The sequence below is a fragment of the Psychrobacter sp. Rd 27.2 genome (genome assembly GCF_001921755.1).
Lineage (GTDB): Bacteria > Pseudomonadota > Gammaproteobacteria > Pseudomonadales > Moraxellaceae > Psychrobacter > Psychrobacter celer.
In genome coordinates this window covers 1-18,326 of record NZ_MRYB01000020.1, presented here as the reverse complement: position 1 = coordinate 18,326, position 18,326 = coordinate 1, and the positions used below count along the sequence as shown (strand labels likewise).

Here is an 18,326-nt window from a genome sequence, read left to right as displayed (position 1 = left end):
TGCTTAATGTAAAAAAGCCAGATACATAAGGTATCTGACTTAGCAAAAAAACTATCAATCTATTTTAGGACGAGACATGGTATTAGGTGTTAAGTATGATGTCTTGAGGATTATGTGCTGATATCGAGTATTAAAAACTAGGGTCTTTGACCTGTAGATGACTTTATAGACACAGTTAAATATATAGACACAGTTAAATATCAGCCGTTTTGTTTGAGGTACGGCCACGCCGCTTTTAGATAAATCATCATCGACCATAGCGTCAAAACCACGGCGGCCACCATAAGCGCGTAGCCAATGGTTTCAAGCGACTCCCAGTTTAGCAGCAATACGGTAATCGCCACCATCTGAAAGGTGGTCTTGAGCTTACCGACATAAGAGACCGCCACACTGGTGCTTTTGCCCAGCTCAGCCATCCACTCACGTAGCGCCGATACCGCGATTTCACGCGAGATAATCACAATCGCTGCGATGGCCATGATGATATTTGGGTGCCACTGCACGAGGATAATCAAAGCTGCCGCCACCATCAGCTTGTCAGCGACAGGGTCCAAAAAGCGGCCAAAGGCTGAGGTGACATTGAGCTTACGAGCAAAATAGCCATCGAGCCAATCGGTAATCGCCGCTAAGATAAACACACCCGTCAATAATAAATGGCGCAATAAGCTATCGCTAAACTCACTCATCCCTACCCGCGCGATGACATTATCTGAGATGGCAGGCATGCCAATTCCCATCGCTGGCGGCCAGTAAGCAATGGCTACAAACAGCGGAATCATTAAGATACGAGCAATGGTCAGATTGTTTGGCAAGTTAAAAATACTTTTGGTATTTTGCTTACTTGGTGGTTCCTGCGTATGCAAATGCGTACTCTCAGTCATGGCAAACCCAGTTTTATATAGACATAATAATGGCAGATAGCTTAGCACTTTTCGGGCAAGCCGTCATGCCATCTCTTATACTGCCCCCAAAGATAAAACGTAATGTCATGTAACCAAAATCGCCGAATCGTAGCCAAATCACCATCAGTTGCGTTATGATAGCCATGCAAACGAAAACACTTGTACACTTAAATATGTAAGTAAATATATCTGCCTATTGAACGGATTATAATTGCCCTAATCTTAGTAAGTATAGCCAGTACTGAAGATATCTTTTTAGAGCTCTTTGTAGATAAGAACCAAAACGGCCATGTACAGTACCTCTAAGCATACTACTGATGTGTTTAGTGCCATGCAGTGCCGATGAAAACACGTAATAACCGCATAACAACAACAAGACACCACCACTGCCTTGTAGCACGATTTTGCTACCTGTCCAGTTTTCCTCAGCCCACAGCACCTCCTCTGTGGGCTTTTTTTTGGCTGGTAGGTTTTCTACAGCAGATTATGGAGTGTCTTTTTCTTTTTTGCTCTTAAAGGGCTCAGAAAACTGCAAAATCAAAAAACCAACCGCTGACAGAATAATGGCAATCTCGTAGCGACCATAGGCCACCGAAATACCGATTGCGCCCGTGTTCCATAAGCTGGCCGCCGTAGCAGTGCCTTTTGAACCCATCTCGTTTTTAAATATCGCCCCGCCGCCGATAAAGCCCATACCCGTGATGATGGCATACATAATCCTCGCCTCACCTGCTGATTCATAGATATCCATACCCACCAGCATAAATGCACAAGAGGCTATCGTCACTAGCGGAAACGTCCTCAGCCCCGCGCCGTTGTCTTTCATCTCGCGGTTGAGCGCGATGGGCAATGATAAAATAAAGGCAATACCCAATTGAAAAAAGTGGTACTGCATGAGGTCTAAGTCTATATCGAATCCAAACATAGCATCTCCTCCTTGGATATTACCAACGGGCCTCCCGCCCAGCGCCGATTATTATAAACGCCCTCTGTCATTATCAAGGGGTAGCAACGCACCACCCTGCAAGCGCGGCGCAGATCACATCAACTGTCTGCTGCGCCATGTGATAGCAGCTCTCGATATTGCCTTGCCCGCACCAGTCGCCACTGACGATCCATTGACGAGACGCATCAGTGAGTATGCCTTGGGCGGGGGTTTGCGCATCGGAGCGCGTCGCGGCATAGCGCCAGCGATGACAGTCGATCTGTGTGGGGGCACAGGCATCATCCCAGCCCAAAGCATGCTGCGCTGCTGTCAATAGCGCAGCTTGTACAGGCCCTATCTCTTCATCGACCTGCTGCTCGGACCAGTCGTTGCGGGCATGGATGGTGATACTCGGTAGCAGCGTTTCATGGGCAGGTTTTCGCTGCTCTATAAATATCCTATCGATGATCGAATCATTGACATAAGCGACGTCCCATCTGCCACTGTCTGCATCCGTCAGCGCCGCAGGAAGCGCCTGCCCTTCATCCCAGCCGAGCATCAGCGTGTAGCAAGCTTGCATCTTGATAGTGCTGATGCTCTCTTGTTTGTCAAAGCCACTGCCAGCCATCAGCTCGCCCGCTTGCACGTTTGGCGCGGTACAGATCACCCAGTCAAATAGCCCAAGACTATGGCCTGCTTCATCAAACAGCTCAGTCTTTTGCTTAGTTTGTTGCTTATTTTCATCAGCTACTGGCTCAGTGTACTGCGCCAGTGGTGCCACACGGGTTTGAAAGCGCATGGTGGTGTGCTGTAGCTCGCCTGCCAGCGCGCGCCCCCAACTGGTCATCTTTGGGGTACTGATATAGCGGGCTTGCTCGGTATTCCAGCGCTCTTTTTTTATGGTAGAGGGCTGCTGGCCCGCCGTATGGGCAGCGGTCATCTCGATCACCTTGGCACACCACGGCTGTACCATACCCACGTCGAGCCATGGCGCTATAAACTGCTGAAAGCTGGCGGTCTTTGCAGTAAAAAACTGCGCCCCAAACGCCCATTGCCAGTTTTTATGCGTTTGGCTGTCGCGGCGATATCGGGTGGCCAATCGCCCCACGCTGCGTGATTTTTCAAAAATCGTCAGCTGCGGCATCGGCTGGGCGGCAGGCGTATGACCAAACGCACGCTCCAACAAAGTGGCGGTAAACAGTCCCGTCAACCCGCCACCGATGATGGCGATGGTCGGTGCAGTGGTATCGGCAGGATGACAAGAGTGGAGTGCGTGCTCAGACATAACGACAGTCGGCCTTGTGGTATTTTGATCAAAAATAATGTGTGTAAGCCAGCATGTGCAGGCAGTCATGTGAAGACAGGCCATATACAAACAGCGAGGCTCATAAAAGCTATTGAACCCTTAAAACCTGCTGATATCAATATCATCTACGTAAAAAAGCCATGCTACCGTCGATAACATGGCTTTTTTTATTGTTGATACTATTATTACTATTTATTTACCCGCTTACTCACCGCGTTCCGCCTTGACCACCTCAACCAGCTGATTGATCACTGAACTGTCGGCAAGCGTGGATAAGTCGCCCAACCCCACATACTGCCCTGCAGCCAAATTACGCAAGATACGGCGCATGATCTTGCCTGAGCGGGTTTTGGGCAGTGCATCGACGATATAGATGGCATCAAGATTGGCAATCGGGCCGATCTCTGTACGCACATGGCGATTTAGCTCAGCTTTTAGCGACTCTGTGGCCGCCTCGCCAGATTTTAGGATAATAAAGGCACAAACCCCCATGCCGCGTACCTCATGCGGCATACCGACGATGGCCGCCTCAGCGGTCGCCGGATGCGCCACCACTGCGCTTTCGATCTCCGCTGTGCCTAAGCGATGGCCTGAGACATTGAGCACATCATCGACACGGCCGGTGATCCAGTAGTGTCCATCTTCGTCGCGCTGCGCGCCGTCCCCTGTAAAGTAATAACCTGGGTACTCACTAAAGTATGTCTTTAAAAAGCGCTCATGGTCGTTATAAATCGTACGCATCTGCCCCGGCCAGCTGCTCTTAATTGCCAGATTGCCTTCGGCAGCGCCTTCTAAAACCTCGCCATCACTATTGACAATCTCTGGCTTGATACCGTATAGCGGGTTCATCGCCGCCCCTGGTTTGGGCGCGACCGTACCTGGTATGGGAGCCATGAGAATACCGCCTGTCTCAGTCTGCCACCATGTATCGACGATGGGGCATTTGCCACTACCAACGATATGATAATACCAGTCCCAAGCCTCTGGGTTGATTGGCTCACCGACCGTACCCAGCAGGCGTAGGCTGGAGCGATCCGACTCACGGACAAAGGCATCGCCCTCTTTCATCATCGCTCGAATCGCTGTCGGCGCCGTGTACAAAATCGTCACGTCATGCTTATCAATGATATGACCAATGCGCGCCCACGTTGGATACTCAGGCACCCCCTCAAACATCACGGTCGTCGTACCATTGGCAAGGGGTGCATAAGTGGTATAAGTATGCCCCGTCACCCAGCCGACATCCGCCGTACACCAATAGACGTCATCGTCTTTGACATCAAACACGTCACGAAAAGTTGAGATGGCATACGTCAGATAGCCGCCTGTGGTGTGCAGCACGCCTTTGGGCTTACCCGTGGAGCCTGAGGTGTATAATAAAAACAACGGGTCTTCGGCATTCATCACTTCAGGCTCGCAATGCTCAGACTCGCCATCGATTAAGGTATGGTACCAAATATCACGGCGTCCACTCATCGGTACTGAGTTACCAGTACGGTGCACGACGACGACGTTGGTGACCGTGTCGGTGCCATCCATGTCCAACGCCCGATCGACGTTGGCTTTTAGCGGGGTGTGTTTATTGCCACGCACGCCTTCGTCTGCGGTAATGATGACTTTGGAGCGACTATCGACCAAGCGATTGCCCAAGCTCTCGGCAGAAAAACCGCCAAATACCACAGAGTGTACTGCACCGATGCGGGTACAGGCCAGCATACCGATCATCGCCTCTGGTATCATCGGCATATATAGGGTCACTCGATCGCCTTTTTCGACACCCAGCTTGCGCAGTGCATTGCCCAACCGGCATACTTCTTCGTGCAGCTCTTTAAATGAGATGATTTTATGCTGTGACGGATGATCGCCTTCCCAAATGATGGCAGGCTTGTAAGGATGGGTCTTTAGATGACGATCGAGACAGTTGACAGAGATATTGAGCTGACCGTCTTCAAACCATTTGATACGAAAATCGTCCAAATCATAGCTGACGTCGCTGATTTTGGTGGGTTTTTTTATCCAATCGACCAGCTCGGCACGCTGTGCCCAAAAGGCATCATTACTCTCAGGAGATTCGATAGATTGCTGGTAGTCTGTTTGGTATTGCTCCGCACTGGTATTGGCGGCGGCAAGAAAGTCGTCTGCAACAGGAAATGATTTTTGCGTCATAGTATTCATCCTTTTTCATTATTATGACTCGCACAAACCGCCGCGCGCGACTGCCTGTACAAGCAATAAGGGTCATCTTCCATAATGTGTGACACTCTGTGTTAGTTTGACAAATAAGCGGGACGGTTGCAAGGCATCAACGCCCATTCATAACAATTTCACTGTACAGCCGTATACTTGCTTATTGCAGGCGCGCGACTGCACCATTACATTTAATCCTTGTAACCTGGTATGAAATATGGACAATAGCTACACGCCAGCGGCGATGACACGCGCCTATATTGGCTTTTTTTTGCCGATGAGGGTTTTTGACTGTTGTTAAGCACTTAACCTGTTTAGCTTCCCTTTATATGGGCTAATCTAGACGTCACGCGCATCCCCCACCCCTTTTTATTTATGAGATCCCCATGAGTCACCATCGTCCCGCTTCCCACGCTACCCATTACGACGTCATCATCATCGGTGCGGGCGCGTCCGGTCTATACTGTGCACTTACCGCCGGCCGCCGTGGTCGCCGCGTGCTGGTGCTCGACCATGCCAATAAAGCAGGCAAGAAAATCCTCATGTCAGGAGGCGGACGCTGCAATTTTACCAACTATGTCGTCGAGCCGAGCCATTTTATCGGCGACAATCCGCACTTTTGTAAGTCGGCCTTGAGCCGTTATTCCAATTGGGAGTTTATCGGTATGGTAGCGGCGCACCATATTCCCTATCATGAGCGCGAGCACGGTCAGTTGTTTTGTGACGACTCAGCCCAAGACATCGTGACCATGCTGTTAGATGAGTGCGCGGCAGCCGGTGTGCATATCAAGCTTAGTACACAGATTGATGGCGTAAAACCGATCGATAGTGCCAACAGTGCACGCTTTGAGTTGAGCACCAGCAGATCGCTGAGTAAAAAAGAAAAGCAAGCAAGAAAAGAGGCCACAAGCTCGCCCACGTTGCCACAAACCACTTACCGCTGTGAGTCGCTGGTGGTGGCAACGGGCGGCTTGTCGATTCCGACGATGGGTGCCAGTGGTCTTGGCTATGAGCTGGCGCAGCAGTTTGGTCATACTCTGGTGGCAACCGATGCCAGCCTCGTGCCTTTTACCTTTACCGACCAGACTGGCGAGCTTATCCGCTCACTGGCAGGCATCAGCTTACCGGTGATTGCCAGCAATGAGCGCATCTCCTTTAGACTGCCGCTACTATTTACCCATCGCGGGCTCTCAGGCCCTGCCATGCTTCAGCTTTCAAACTATTGGCATACTGGAGAAACCATCCGTATCAACCTGCTGCCAGATACTGATATGACTGCACTCCTGCTTGCTCATAAAAAATCCCATCCGCGCCAGCTGGTTCGTACCGTTTTGGCTGACCATACCACCAGCCCGCTACCCAAAAAACTGCTCTCCGCCCTACAAGCGCATCTGTGGGATGATATCAAAGAAACCGAGCTTGCCAATATCAAGGACGAGCGGCTACTGGAGCTGGGCGCGGCGCTCAACGGCTGGCAGCTCAAACCCTCTGGCACCGAGGGTTACCGCACCGCCGAGGTCACGCGCGGCGGGGTGACCACCGACGAGGTATCATCAAAGACCATGCAAAGCAACTTGCAAGAGGGCTTATATTTTATCGGTGAGGTGCTAGACGTCACCGGCTGGCTGGGCGGCTATAATTTTCAGTGGGCGTGGGCCAGTGGCCATGTATGCGGCGAGGTAGTATAAGTGGTATAAGCCGCATTATCATGCCTCCACTGCTCTTGCTCTGTGCAAAAAACCCAACCCAACCAATCTTGCGTCAGTGAGATAATGACTCAAACAAGCATAATATGTGTTATTTTGAATATACAGTAAGATAATACTACATTTAGGCATCTGACGCTTGGCTCCCGTTATGCTGCATAAGCCATATACTATTTTTATGAGGTGATACATGCGTCCGATCAAACATATTCATGGTGACAAAGCGCCGCACTGGATAGGTGATGGTTTTTATGTAAAAACCTTAATCAACCATTTGGATAATGACTCCGACATTAACTATCGCCATACTGACCCGTTTTTGTTATTTGACTATGGCCAACCGACCACCTTTGCCCCAAACCCTCATTATCAGACCAAGCCGCACGGCATCGGACAACATCCGCACAAAGGCTTTGAGGCAGTGACTGTCGCGTATGCAGGTGAGATCAGCCACGCTGACTCGACCGGCGGTCGCGGCGATATTTTGGCAGGTGATGCCCAGTGGATGACCACAGGGCGCGGAATCACGCATGAGGAGTTTCACTCTGAGGCGTTTGGTGCGCGCGGTGGGCTCTTTAGCATGGTACAGCTGTGGGTCAATCTGCCGAGCGCTCATAAACTAACAGCGCCAAAATATCAGAGCATCAAGCGCGCCGACATGCCGATGGTGACGCTGACAGCAGATAGTAATCATCAAACAGTGATTGGCACAGCGGCGATTATCGCTGGTAATTGGCAAGGTATCAAAGGGGCGGCCAGTACCTTTACGCCCATCAACCTCTGGGACATCGCGCTACATCATGCAGGCACAACGACGCTACAGCTCCCTGATACCCACAATGTGCTCCTGCTGGTACAAGAAGGCGAGGTGCTGGTGAATGGCACCGCCATCAGTGCGGGTCATTTGATACAGTTTGCCGCGCCAACCCAGCACTGCGCTGAGATGGCGGCGGAGCAAGTGGCAACTCATGACCGTATTGAGCTGTGCCTTCTCGCCGCTCACACTGACGAGCTGGCCGCTACTCCTGTCAAAGCGCCTGTCAAAAAAACGCCTGTCGAAACTTCTGCCAAACTGCTGTTACTTAGCGGTGAACCTATCGGCGAGCCTGTAGCAGCCCACGGACCCTTTGTCATGAATACCAAAGAGGAGCTGCATCAAACCTTGCGTGATTATCAAGCAGGTCGTTTTGGGCAATGACCCCTGTATCAATCGCCGCTATATTAATAACCGCTATATCGTCGATACTAAGGCGTATCTCAATTCAATCAATAGCCATCTAAATGGGCTAAAAATGAGGACACGCTCTAACTAAAGGGTCTGTCAAGATTAACAAACACCGAAGCCCTAACATCGAATTTCTCATAAAAAAGCCGCTTTACAAATATGTAAAGCGGCTTTTTAACGCTTAAGATTTAAAGTTAATCATCGCTACATTAGGCTTGTTTTTTAGCCAAAAACGCATAGTCAGTATAGCCTTCACTGCCGCCACCATAAAAAGTCTGCGGATGCTGCTCGTTGAGCGGCGCTGCTTGGCGGATACGCTCGGCCAAGTCGGGGTTGGCAATATAGTCACGACCAAATGCTACCGCATCGATGTAGCCAGCCTGAATATTTTGCGATGCTTTTTCGGCAGTATAGCCGCCAGCTGCGATAATCATGTTGTCGAACGCTTTGCGGATACGCTGACGGAAGCCTTCGGTATAAGGCGTGCCACCCGCCCAATCAGGCTCTGAGATATGTAGGTACATCAGGCCGCGCGCATTGATCTGCTCGATCAGCCAAATGTTATCGTCTTCATCGTAGCCAGCATCTACGCCATTAAACGAGCCTTGCGGTGACACACGAATACCGACATGATCGGCGTCCCATGCATCGACACAAGCATCGATGACATCGAGCGTCAAACGCGCGCGGTTTTCGCGACTACCACCATACGCATCTTCGCGCTTATTGGTTTGCTCAACCCAAAACTGATGCAGCAGATAACCATGAGCGCCATGAATCTCTACCCCATCAAACCCCGCTTCTTTGGCATTTTTTGTCGCTTGCGCAAAGTCTTTGATCACTTGCTCTATCTCATCTAGTGTGGCTGGACGCGGTGGCGTGGTCTCCACACGGATCGCTTGCTCGTTGCTATCACGTAGTGAGGTTCGAGCGCCGACCTTGACATCGGAGGCGGAGATCGGCGCTTGCCCATTTGGCTGCACGCTTTTGTGCGCGACCAGTCCTGTGTGCCACAGCTGCACGACGATTTTGCCGCCTTTGGCATGGACATTATCGACCACAGCTTTCCATGCGGTGACTTGATCTGGCGTATGAATACCAGGCGCGCCAGCATAGCCTTTGGCCTGAAAAGATACCTGCGTCGCTTCGGTGATGACCAGCCCTGCTCCTGCGCGCTGCGAATAATACTCGCCTGCCAATGCGGTCGGCACATCGCCTGGCTCGACTGCGCGCAGACGGGTCAGAGGTGCCATCATGATACGGTTTTTTAGGGTTTGGGTGCCCATTCTTACGGGTTCAAATAAATTATCGTGTGCCATATTGTGCCCTATGGTGTTTGTCGTTATTGGTGAATGTTCGTTATTATGCTGCTGATTATAGTCGACGCTAAATAAGTCAGATACATCGCTATCAAATCGCTCAATGCTTTGTCATGCAGACTTATTATGGTATCGGTGCGCTGCGTATCGATATGCGCTGCGACCGAATAAAGACATAAAAAGTCATATTGAACGACCGTTATCTTTATAGGGAGCGGATGGATTTATTCAAGCAAGCGTTACAAACAAAAACACCTCTGGTCTTCATCTATCTTACCCCTTACCCTCACACCGATGCAGCAAATCAACGCAGCCAATCATGCTCAATGATATGACGATAAAACCTCGGATAAATATGTCACAATGACGCGTACTATACTGCTCTGCGCCCTATATTAGCAATCAAACGAAGGGTAAAATGCCTGTCGCCGATACCAATAAAGCCATGGGTGAACAAACCAGTAAATAAACGGATTAGCAAAACTGATAAGTACACTATAGTGAGTTCAGTATAAAAACGATACAGTGGGACTGGGATGAGTTTTATGCAGCATCGAGCAGCGCAGGCACAGCACGCAAGGAAAATTTATACCAGTTCCACGTTGACATATAATGTATCTGTTTTACTTAGAATCGACTATAGATATGTCATGCGATGGAGTATAAAGGGGATGCAGTTTAGACAAAAAAGCAAATTGGCATACAGTATGGCGCTTGGATTATTGTGCGTGGGCATCAGCGCTTGTCAGCCACCGGCAGCAGATAGCACCCCATTGGAGGATACCGCTGCGGATGCGCCAACCACCGAATCACTAAGCGCCCCTGTGCCGACCACTACTGACACGCCCAAGCTGACAGAAGCCAAAACACCAAAAGCGCTGACCAAAGCACTGGTGGAGCTATCTGAAGAAACTCTAAAACAGCAGCTAATCTGTACCAAACTACACGGCACCATAAACGCCATCGATCATAAAAGTCAGGCAGAAAGCATCTACACGGTGCAGCGCCAGATACAAACGTGCTTACCAAGCGCCAATAATACCGAAGTGCTGCAACTGCTGATCGAGTATCAAGCGATGTATCAGCGTTTTTTGCAGTTTAATCGTCCGGCCGACAGCGCCGCGTTTTTTACAGTGATGAATGCCGTCGAGCTCGGCGAAAAAATCACCGTGGCACAACTAAAACAAGTACCGCCACGGGTTCGCTACCTCATTGGTCTGGTCATGGGCCGCTCTGATATCGAGGTACGCTATATCGGCGCAGGCAATTTTGAGTTTCATCATAATCTGACCACCATGGCAGAGATATTTACCCCTTATCTGCCAGACGATCAGCGTGATTTTATCCAGCGTATGGCGCAGGACAACCAGCATAAGCTGTGGTTTGATGCCGCGATTACCATACCTTTTGATACTGTGGTTGAGCGCGCGGTGTTTTGGGAGGAGTTTATGACGCGCTATCCTGACAGCTATTTTTATGATGATGCCAAACGGTTGTTTACGCTATATCGATATCTACTGTTTTTTGGCTCAGAGCGTACGCGGTGGACAGATGATGACATACGAACACTGACTCAGCCTACAAATGATAGGCTGCTCCAGCAGCTGGCCAGCCGTCCAAATAGTCAGCTGGCAAAAGACGCACAGACTTTTTTGGCATTTATGCAGCAGACGGCGAGCGAGCGCCAGCAGAGCTATCCGATACCTGCTAGCAGTGAACGTGGCGGCGATGACACCAATAAAGACAACATCGCCCGCTATCAATTAAGCCGAGCTCTACACCTCGCGCTACCGCAGTCAGTAGATAGCAAGGACTGCTTGACAGGTATTGTGTGCATAGACGCGCAAGCCGCTGCATAAAAAGCACTAGAAGTGATAGCCAAGCTTCATGCCTAGCGCGTAGCCAGTGCCGTCGTCGATATTTGCCACACGGCCATCGACCTTGGTATCGACAGGGCCACCCTCAAACCACATGTACTGGCCACCGGCAGAAACGCTCAACTGCTCACTAAGCTTATACTGTGCGCCCAGTCCCAAGGTGGTGATGGCGTCATAAGGCCCCAATAAGCTAAGCGGTGCGCCAGTGCCATGGTCATAACCTGCGCGAATCTCTCCTGAGAGCTGTGGGTTAAACTGCTTACCCAGTGCCACCCCAACCGCGTAGCCATCTTTTTTGTAGGCGGCGAGCGGCTCTTGTGTGGCCACGGTAGCCACCGGCGGCGTCACGCTAAAATCGCTCCAGTCCACCCAGCGCGCATTGAGCATCCCAAGTAGCTGGTATTTTTCACTCAGGCCGGTTTGAAAATCAAAGTTGAGCGATTGCGGCATTTTTACCTCTGACTTACCAGATAATGGTAAGACAACCTCATCGGTAGCAGGGCTGGGCGTGATCCCATCACCGCCAGCAGCAGGCGGCAAAATCACTTGCAAATTCTCCACCCCTGCCACCTGATACTTGGCAGGCGCGCGATAGGTCAATGCCGCTCGTAGGGCAATCTCGGGCATCTCATAAGCCATGCCCAGTACTGGTGCGAGGGTACTTTTGTCTTCAAAGTCCAGCGTATAATAGGTCGGCGCTTCTGCCACTGGCGTGGCAAGTCCATTGACCGTCTCTAACGCTGCTGCTTCCGCTGCGCTAATGGTGCCGTTGTTTTGCTTATCGACCAGATTGTTATACTCCGCCAGAGTCGGCACGCCAAACGCGGCACCGACCAGATCCAGCACTTCCGCCACCGCCGTGGTCATGCCCACAGGCTGCGCGCCTGTGACCTTACCCTTTAGTGTCTGGTGCTCAAGCCCGCCATACAGCCAGATATTGTTGGTTACCTTACCGCCGCCCAATAACGTGATACCTGTCGTCTCGATGCGCGCCTCTGTCGGCCCCATTTCATTATTAAATATATTGCCTGCTGGATATTTGGTATCGACTCCAAAAGGCTTTTCGTAAATCAGCGCCAACGCGGTGTTGGTGGTCGGTGCAATTTTTATCGCCGCTCCAGGCAAGTCAAAATCATCCATCATGTCGTCGATTTTGTTGCCGGCGATATCGGTGCCTTCGATTTTTGGATCGATATAGGCGTAGGACAGCTCAGCGTAGTTGCCCGGCTCAAAAAACGGCGCAACAGACTGCTTGCTATACTCTAGGCCAGCGGCATGCGCCGCGCTGATACTTAAACTCAGACTCAGTGCGGTGACACTACTGGCCGCCAACAGATATCGTGAGGCTTGATTAAAATAAGAAAAACGAGAAGTCGCAACCGTGCGAGCTAATCGTGCAGATAGCAGTGATGTCATGACAATATCCTTTTGTCAGTAAAAAACGCTAAGATAGGACAAAACGCGAGACAACCGTCCTATCCCTAGCTTGTGTGTCTCTCGATTAAATAGCGAAAGCTAACATTTATCAATATAAAAGCAACGCCGTCATCCAATAATAGACGGTGTTTTATTCGTATTAAATAGTAGCAATATCGCGTATTTAACGTATCAAAAACATCGATCAAATAGAGAAAAAACATGCAAACGCCAACCGCAGCGCCCCAAACAAAGCATCGCAAACACCTTGCAAAAAAATACTTTCCAGCGGCTTGCAGTGTGGGGCTTATGTTGGCCTTGAGCGGCTGTCTTGCGACAGAAAAGCTCGACTATCAGCTAATGCGACAAGAAGATGCAAAATGGGTCGCGGTCGAGCAACTGACCTATAGACTCATCGCTGTTGGTAAGCCTAGCGCGCCTATTGGAGGAGTGGATAATGCGATTGTGCTTGCAGGAGAAAAGCACAGCTATCTGGTGCAAAGCACAAACCAAGACCCTGAGCTGACAGCTATACTAAATCATGTCAATCTGGCGTATTTTTCCTTTAAACCCATGCCAACAAAAGACACGCCGCACTTTGCGATAAGAGTTGGTGAAAGCGGCTGCCCCTCTCGCCCTGACGTTTTATCATTATCAGCCAGACACCACGTTGGCAGAAGAAAAAAGGCTAAAGGCGCTGATGCCTCTTGCCAAAGCCTTTGACATCATTACCTTCCCTATTCAGCTGATCATGGTCGGAGGCGCAAATTAACCACACCGCCGCGGGCTTGACATGGTATTTGGCTGCTAGTATTTGACTGCAAGTCCTTACCTTTCAGCGATGAGATGGCCTGCGCGAGTTTAGGATTTCAGCAGTTTTTTAACCGACAACTCAAGCGACAGATAAGTGCCGATTAATATCACCACCGAGCCAATGATGGCGCGGGTATCTAGCGCCTCGCCCAGCAGCACATAGCCCAAGATAATGGCAAAAATAGGAATCACCAAAGTGATGCTCGTTGCCCGCGTCGGTCCGATGTTTTTGATCAATTGGTTCATAAAGATGAGGGCAATCGCTGTAGAAAAGACACCTATACAAACCACCGACACCCACGCCTTGGCGCTGATGCTCTGATCATAAGGGAACGCATAAAAAGCCACAGGCAGCATCAAAATACTGGCGATGATCAGCGAGCCTGCAGTGATGGCCACGGGTGAGACATTATATAAATAATGACGGGTGATATTGGCTCCGACTGCATAGCCGACACAAGCAAGTAGCGCATAGCCCATTGGCAACAAACCGTTAGCCAATCCGGCCTCTGAGACACCGCCAGCAAACAAGCTTTCGCTCATCAAAATAGCGACTCCGATTACGCCGATTACCAAACCCAGCACTTGTCTTTTGGACAGCCGGTCTTTAAAAAAAGTACTGGCGATAAAGCCGCTCATCATTGGCACAGAGGCATTGAGCACTGCCAACACTCCTGCATTGACCGACTGAGCAGAAAAAGAAAACAACACAAACGGCAGAGCCGCAGAAAAAATACCAACCAGCGCCAGCAGCTGCCAATGATCGCGCAGACCGTCACGGTTTTTCTTATTGACCATGACAAACACCAGCATCACCAGTCCAGCAAATATCACCCGCAGACTGGCAAACGCTAATGAGCCAAACTCAGGCACGCCAATGCGATAAAAAACAAACGACAGCGACCACATAAACGACAGCGTGATAAAAATAATGAGATCGCGTTTGCTCATGGGTTCGTCCTAGTTAGCGCTGAGACTGCCTTAGCAGTCATAAAAAATGCCATGTGATAAAACATGGCAATGATAACAGCTTAGGACGTATTGAACATAGCGTAAGTAGCGATTAAATATCGACATCTGATTGTTATTTTGACAAATCCACTTTGTCTAAGACAAAATCAATATCTTTGTCACCGCGGCCTGATAAATTGACCAAAATCGTCTCATCAGGCGACATGTCTTTGGCCGCACGCATCGCATAGGCGATGGCGTGTGCCGTCTCTAGAGCAGGTATGATGCCTTCAAGCCGCGATAGCGCCATAAATGCATCTAGGCACTCTGCATCTGTCGCCGACTCATAAGTGGCCAGATTGTTATCCTTCAAGAGTGAGTGCTGCGGGCCGACACCTGGATAGTCCAGACCAGAAGCGATCGAATGCACAGGCGCAGGCTCGCCGTCTTTATCGAGTAGCACGTAGCATTTAAACCCATGAATCTCGCCTTTGACTCCAAGTGTCATGGTGGCAGCATGATTGGCCGTCTCCAACCCCTCGCCAGCAGGCTCGACCCCTATTTTTTCTACGCTGTTATCACCCAAAAACCCGCTAAAAAGACCAATGGCATTGGAGCCGCCGCCGACACAAGCGACTACTTTGTCAGGCAGTTTTCCAGTAGCGTCCAAAAACTGTACGCGTGCCTCACGGCCAATCACTGACTGAAAGTAGCTGACGATTTCTGGATATGGCGCAGGCCCGAGCGCCGAACCAATGGCAAACATACTGGTGTCCAGCTCATTGAGATACGTCTCAAAAGCACTGTCGACCGCTTCTTTTAGCGTCCCCGCCCCATGTGACACAGGCACGATATTGGCACCCAAGATTCGCATACGGCTAACGTTTGGATGTTCCTTTTTGATATCGACCACACCCATGTGTATCTCGCACTCCACGCCCATCAGCGCCGCGGCCGTGGCTAGTGCTACCCCATGCTGGCCTGCGCCCGTCTCGGCGATGACTTTGGTTTTGCCCAGTTTTTTGGCGAGTAAGACTTCACCTAGGCAGTGGTTGATCTTGTGCGCGCCCGTATGGTTGAGGTCTTCACGCTTAAAATAAATCTGCGCGCCGCCGCAGTGTGCGCTTAGTCGCCTAGCATGAAATATCGGACTTGGTCTGCCCACATACGTCTCACGCAAGCGCTGCATCTCAGTGATAAAGTCATCGTCTTTGATGATATTGCGAAACCCAGCTTCGATCTCACTCATGGCTTGAGCCAGCTGAGGATGAGCGATTTTGCCGCCGAACTCGCCATACAGCCCGTCATTACTCGGCAAGATTGATTGGTGCAGACCGTAGCTGTCTGTTACGTTTTTTGTATTATGGTTTTGTGTGGTATGGCTGCTGGCGGTGTTTTTTGTTGTCATCGTAAACCCTTATATCTATTAAATATGACGCCGTGATTTTGCTCATTAAAAACAGATTTGACTGTAACAAACTTGGTTAACAAATTTAGTTGTATCTTTGTTCTAGTACATTGAAACAAATTCTAAGCCAACTTGTCATCTAGGTCAAGTCGCATCGTATATTTGACTGACCCATCCTCGCGTCATGCACCGTTTTTCATGCACGATACGTCACTGAGACGGCAGACATCGCACAAACTGTCGCCAAGAAATAATAAAGTAAGGTAATATTGCTAGACTCTCGTTCATTAGATAAATCAGACCATCAGGAAACTTATGCAGCGTCGTCAACTTATCAAAGCCATGGGCTTAGGGCTGGGAGCCGTCAGCACCTCTGCAGCCATCAGCGGTTGCCAAACTCTCGCCAAGCAGTCAAAACTGCCTGCGACCGTCACCCAAGCGGGTCACTTTCCTAACATCATCATTGGTAGTGGCTACGGCGGCGCGGTATCGGCACTGCGCTTGAGCGAGCAAGGGCATAAAGTGCTGATACTTGAGATGGGCATGCGCTGGGACAGAACGCCTGAGCACGATACCTTTTGCAAAATGATTAGCGCCGATAAACGCTCAAGCTGGTTTAGCAATATGCCAAACGCCCCGATTCCGATTCCCATTCCTATCAGGAAGTATCCAGGCGTGTTAGATTGGATTGAGTATGACGAGATGAAAGTTTTTGCAGGACGCGCCTACGGCGGCGGCTCTATCGTCAATGGCGCAATTGCTATCCAGCCAAGGCGCGCGCATTTTGAAACCGTCTTTCCGTGGATAGATAGTGACGAGATGTACGATACTTATTTTCCCCGTGCCATGAAAAACCTGAAAGTCAGCCAAATTCCTGAGTCGTTTTTTAATGAATCCGAGCATTACGAATTCACTCGCGCCGCTGAACGCCAAGCAGAAAAGGCAGGAATGAAAACCGAGTTTTTTGGCAACAGCTATGACTTTGATTACATGCAAAAGGAAGCGCGTGGCGAAGTCTATGCCTCAGCACTCGGCGGTGAAGTCATTTATGGCAATAACGCTGGCAAGTTTTCACTTGATTTAACCTACCTAAAAGACGCCGAAGCCACGGGCAATGTCACGGTAAAAACCCTACGCAAAGTCAATAGCATCCAAGCGCTCGATAATGAGCAACTCAGATTAGAAGTTCACGTCCTTAATACCACAGGCGGCATCGATAACATCGCTAGTATCGAGCATTACACTTGCGACAAACTATTCCTCAACGCTGGTAGTACCGGCACCTCAGAGCTACTGCTCAAAAGCCAAGCCGAAGGCAAGCTGAATAACCTAAACAAACACATTGGCCAGCATTGGGGTCCTAATGGCAACATCATGACGGGGCGCAATTTCGTCCATGCCGCGGGCACTACCCAATCGACCATTCCGGTCAAGGGCATCAATATGTGGGACGGCGACAGAGACGGCTCTAAGTATAAAATCTTTGCTGAGCTTGCGCCCCTACCACTCGGACTTGAGACGTGGACGACGCTGTATCTTGCCATTACGGACAACCCTGAACGCGGCAATTATTACTATGATAAAGCCAGCAAAACCGTCAAGCTCAACTGGAAACGCGAGCAAAACGAGTATTCGGTGAACGCTGCTAAAGAGCTGATCGACAAACTCGCCAAAGTAAATGGCGGCTCGACTTCAAGCTTGCTGTTTACCAAAGGCTTCGGTGATGACTTTTGCTATCACCCGCTAGGCGGCTGTGTGCTCGGCTTGGCGACTGATGAGATTGGCCGCGTCAAAGGACATAGCAACATCTATGTGCAAGACAGCTCATTAATCCCCGGTAGCGCTGGGGTCAATCCGTATGTATTTATCACTGGGCTTGCTGAGAGGAATATGGCGAGGGTTTTAAGGGAAGATTTTGGGTAGGGTGTTAGAGTTTTAGAATTTTCTTAGGTGGAAAAACCTCTTGGTAGCATTTCTTTATAAATATATTTATGCCTATTGTGAATTAAGATAAAACTGCTATGACTATATCAAAAATCATGTTTGGTCTTAAACGGTGGGCTACATATGCGTTAACCTACTTAGGCACAGCTTGTTAAGACCGAACACTTTTTTTCAAGCGCTTACTTACAGTTGACTTTTCTCACTGATTGTCTTTAAGTATTTATTATTGCGGAATATAACCATAATAGACCTCTTGCAAAAGTCATAGATTAAGCTCGGAATTAATGATACCAGCAAACAGCTTCATTCTAAGATCATAGCGCTGACGACGGTTGCGATATTTATGA

At 49.8% G+C, this 18,326-nt stretch carries 13 protein-coding genes; 5 read left to right on the top strand and 8 right to left on the bottom strand.

What is annotated here, in order from left to right:
- Positions 1-200 precede the first annotated feature (200 nt).
- From pgsA to acs, 4 genes are all read right to left on the bottom strand, one after another.
- Positions 201-881, bottom strand: coding sequence for a CDP-diacylglycerol--glycerol-3-phosphate 3-phosphatidyltransferase (pgsA, locus tag BTV99_RS12140; RefSeq protein WP_075102629.1), 681 nt, complete (start codon positions 879-881; stop codon positions 201-203).
- Between the two features lie 505 nt (positions 882-1,386).
- The gene (locus BTV99_RS12135; protein WP_075102627.1) at positions 1,387-1,827 is read right to left on the bottom strand and encodes an MgtC/SapB family protein; all 441 of its coding nucleotides are present in this window, start codon (positions 1,825-1,827) and stop codon (positions 1,387-1,389) included.
- Positions 1,828-1,900: 73 nt separating this feature from the next.
- Positions 1,901-3,112, bottom strand: coding sequence for an NAD(P)/FAD-dependent oxidoreductase (locus tag BTV99_RS12130; RefSeq protein WP_075102626.1), 1,212 nt, complete (start codon positions 3,110-3,112; stop codon positions 1,901-1,903).
- A 225-nt stretch (positions 3,113-3,337) separates the two neighbouring features.
- On the bottom strand, positions 3,338-5,299 hold the full coding sequence (gene acs, locus BTV99_RS12125) for an acetate--CoA ligase (protein ID WP_075102625.1): 1,962 nt from the start codon (positions 5,297-5,299) through the stop codon (positions 3,338-3,340).
- 407 nt (positions 5,300-5,706) lie between these two features.
- Between acs and BTV99_RS12120 the strand changes: the two genes are divergently transcribed.
- Positions 5,707-7,008, top strand: a complete 1,302-nt coding sequence (locus BTV99_RS12120; protein ID WP_075102624.1) for an NAD(P)/FAD-dependent oxidoreductase — start codon at positions 5,707-5,709, stop codon at positions 7,006-7,008.
- Positions 7,009-7,216: 208 nt separating this feature from the next.
- Complete coding sequence (locus tag BTV99_RS12115) at positions 7,217-8,224, top strand: pirin family protein (RefSeq protein ID WP_075102623.1); 1,008 nt, start codon at positions 7,217-7,219, stop codon at positions 8,222-8,224.
- Between the two features lie 236 nt (positions 8,225-8,460).
- Here BTV99_RS12115 and BTV99_RS12110 read toward each other — a convergent pair whose 3' ends face one another.
- Positions 8,461-9,570 carry an alkene reductase gene (locus BTV99_RS12110; RefSeq protein WP_075102622.1) on the bottom strand — a complete coding sequence of 370 codons (1,110 nt, stop codon included), beginning with the start codon at positions 9,568-9,570 and terminating at the stop codon, positions 8,461-8,463.
- A 671-nt stretch (positions 9,571-10,241) separates the two neighbouring features.
- On the opposite strand from BTV99_RS12110, the gene BTV99_RS12105 reads away from it, so the two are divergent.
- Positions 10,242-11,429, top strand: coding sequence for a hypothetical protein (locus BTV99_RS12105; RefSeq protein WP_075102621.1), 1,188 nt, complete (start codon positions 10,242-10,244; stop codon positions 11,427-11,429).
- A gap of 6 nt (positions 11,430-11,435) precedes the next feature.
- Here BTV99_RS12105 and BTV99_RS12100 read toward each other — a convergent pair whose 3' ends face one another.
- Entirely contained in the window at positions 11,436-12,863 is a 1,428-nt protein-coding gene (locus BTV99_RS12100; protein WP_075102620.1) for an outer membrane protein transport protein, read from the bottom strand.
- A 222-nt stretch (positions 12,864-13,085) separates the two neighbouring features.
- On the opposite strand from BTV99_RS12100, the gene BTV99_RS12095 reads away from it, so the two are divergent.
- Positions 13,086-13,586, top strand: a complete 501-nt coding sequence (locus BTV99_RS12095; RefSeq protein WP_075102619.1) for a hypothetical protein — start codon at positions 13,086-13,088, stop codon at positions 13,584-13,586.
- A gap of 138 nt (positions 13,587-13,724) precedes the next feature.
- Here BTV99_RS12095 and BTV99_RS12090 read toward each other — a convergent pair whose 3' ends face one another.
- On the bottom strand, positions 13,725-14,627 hold the full coding sequence (locus BTV99_RS12090; protein ID WP_075102618.1) for a DMT family transporter: 903 nt from the start codon (positions 14,625-14,627) through the stop codon (positions 13,725-13,727).
- A gap of 133 nt (positions 14,628-14,760) precedes the next feature.
- Complete coding sequence (trpB, locus tag BTV99_RS12085) at positions 14,761-16,035, bottom strand: tryptophan synthase subunit beta (RefSeq protein WP_083608648.1); 1,275 nt, start codon at positions 16,033-16,035, stop codon at positions 14,761-14,763.
- A gap of 315 nt (positions 16,036-16,350) precedes the next feature.
- Between trpB and BTV99_RS12080 the strand changes: the two genes are divergently transcribed.
- The gene (locus BTV99_RS12080) at positions 16,351-17,958 is read left to right on the top strand and encodes a GMC oxidoreductase (RefSeq protein ID WP_075102617.1); all 1,608 of its coding nucleotides are present in this window, start codon (positions 16,351-16,353) and stop codon (positions 17,956-17,958) included.
- Positions 17,959-18,326 lie beyond the last annotated feature (368 nt).

What these genes read in the sequence shown, in the direction of transcription:
- BTV99_RS12090 (WP_075102618.1), bottom strand. Translation starts at nt 14,627, where the DNA reads ATGAGCAAACGCGATCTCATTATTTTTATCACGCTGTCGTTTATGTGG.
- BTV99_RS12120 (WP_075102624.1), top strand. Translation starts at nt 5,707, where the DNA reads ATGAGTCACCATCGTCCCGCTTCCCACGCTACCCATTACGACGTCATC.
- BTV99_RS12095 (WP_075102619.1), top strand. Translation starts at nt 13,086, where the DNA reads ATGCAAACGCCAACCGCAGCGCCCCAAACAAAGCATCGCAAACACCTT.
- trpB (WP_083608648.1), bottom strand. Translation starts at nt 16,035, where the DNA reads ATGACAACAAAAAACACCGCCAGCAGCCATACCACACAAAACCATAAT.
- BTV99_RS12135 (WP_075102627.1), bottom strand. Translation starts at nt 1,827, where the DNA reads ATGTTTGGATTCGATATAGACTTAGACCTCATGCAGTACCACTTTTTT.
- pgsA (WP_075102629.1), bottom strand. Translation starts at nt 881, where the DNA reads ATGACTGAGAGTACGCATTTGCATACGCAGGAACCACCAAGTAAGCAA.
- BTV99_RS12110 (WP_075102622.1), bottom strand. Translation starts at nt 9,570, where the DNA reads ATGGCACACGATAATTTATTTGAACCCGTAAGAATGGGCACCCAAACC.
- BTV99_RS12130 (WP_075102626.1), bottom strand. Translation starts at nt 3,112, where the DNA reads ATGTCTGAGCACGCACTCCACTCTTGTCATCCTGCCGATACCACTGCA.
- acs (WP_075102625.1), bottom strand. Translation starts at nt 5,299, where the DNA reads ATGACGCAAAAATCATTTCCTGTTGCAGACGACTTTCTTGCCGCCGCC.
- BTV99_RS12105 (WP_075102621.1), top strand. Translation starts at nt 10,242, where the DNA reads ATGCAGTTTAGACAAAAAAGCAAATTGGCATACAGTATGGCGCTTGGA.
- BTV99_RS12080 (WP_075102617.1), top strand. Translation starts at nt 16,351, where the DNA reads ATGCAGCGTCGTCAACTTATCAAAGCCATGGGCTTAGGGCTGGGAGCC.
- BTV99_RS12115 (WP_075102623.1), top strand. Translation starts at nt 7,217, where the DNA reads ATGCGTCCGATCAAACATATTCATGGTGACAAAGCGCCGCACTGGATA.
- BTV99_RS12100 (WP_075102620.1), bottom strand. Translation starts at nt 12,863, where the DNA reads ATGACATCACTGCTATCTGCACGATTAGCTCGCACGGTTGCGACTTCT.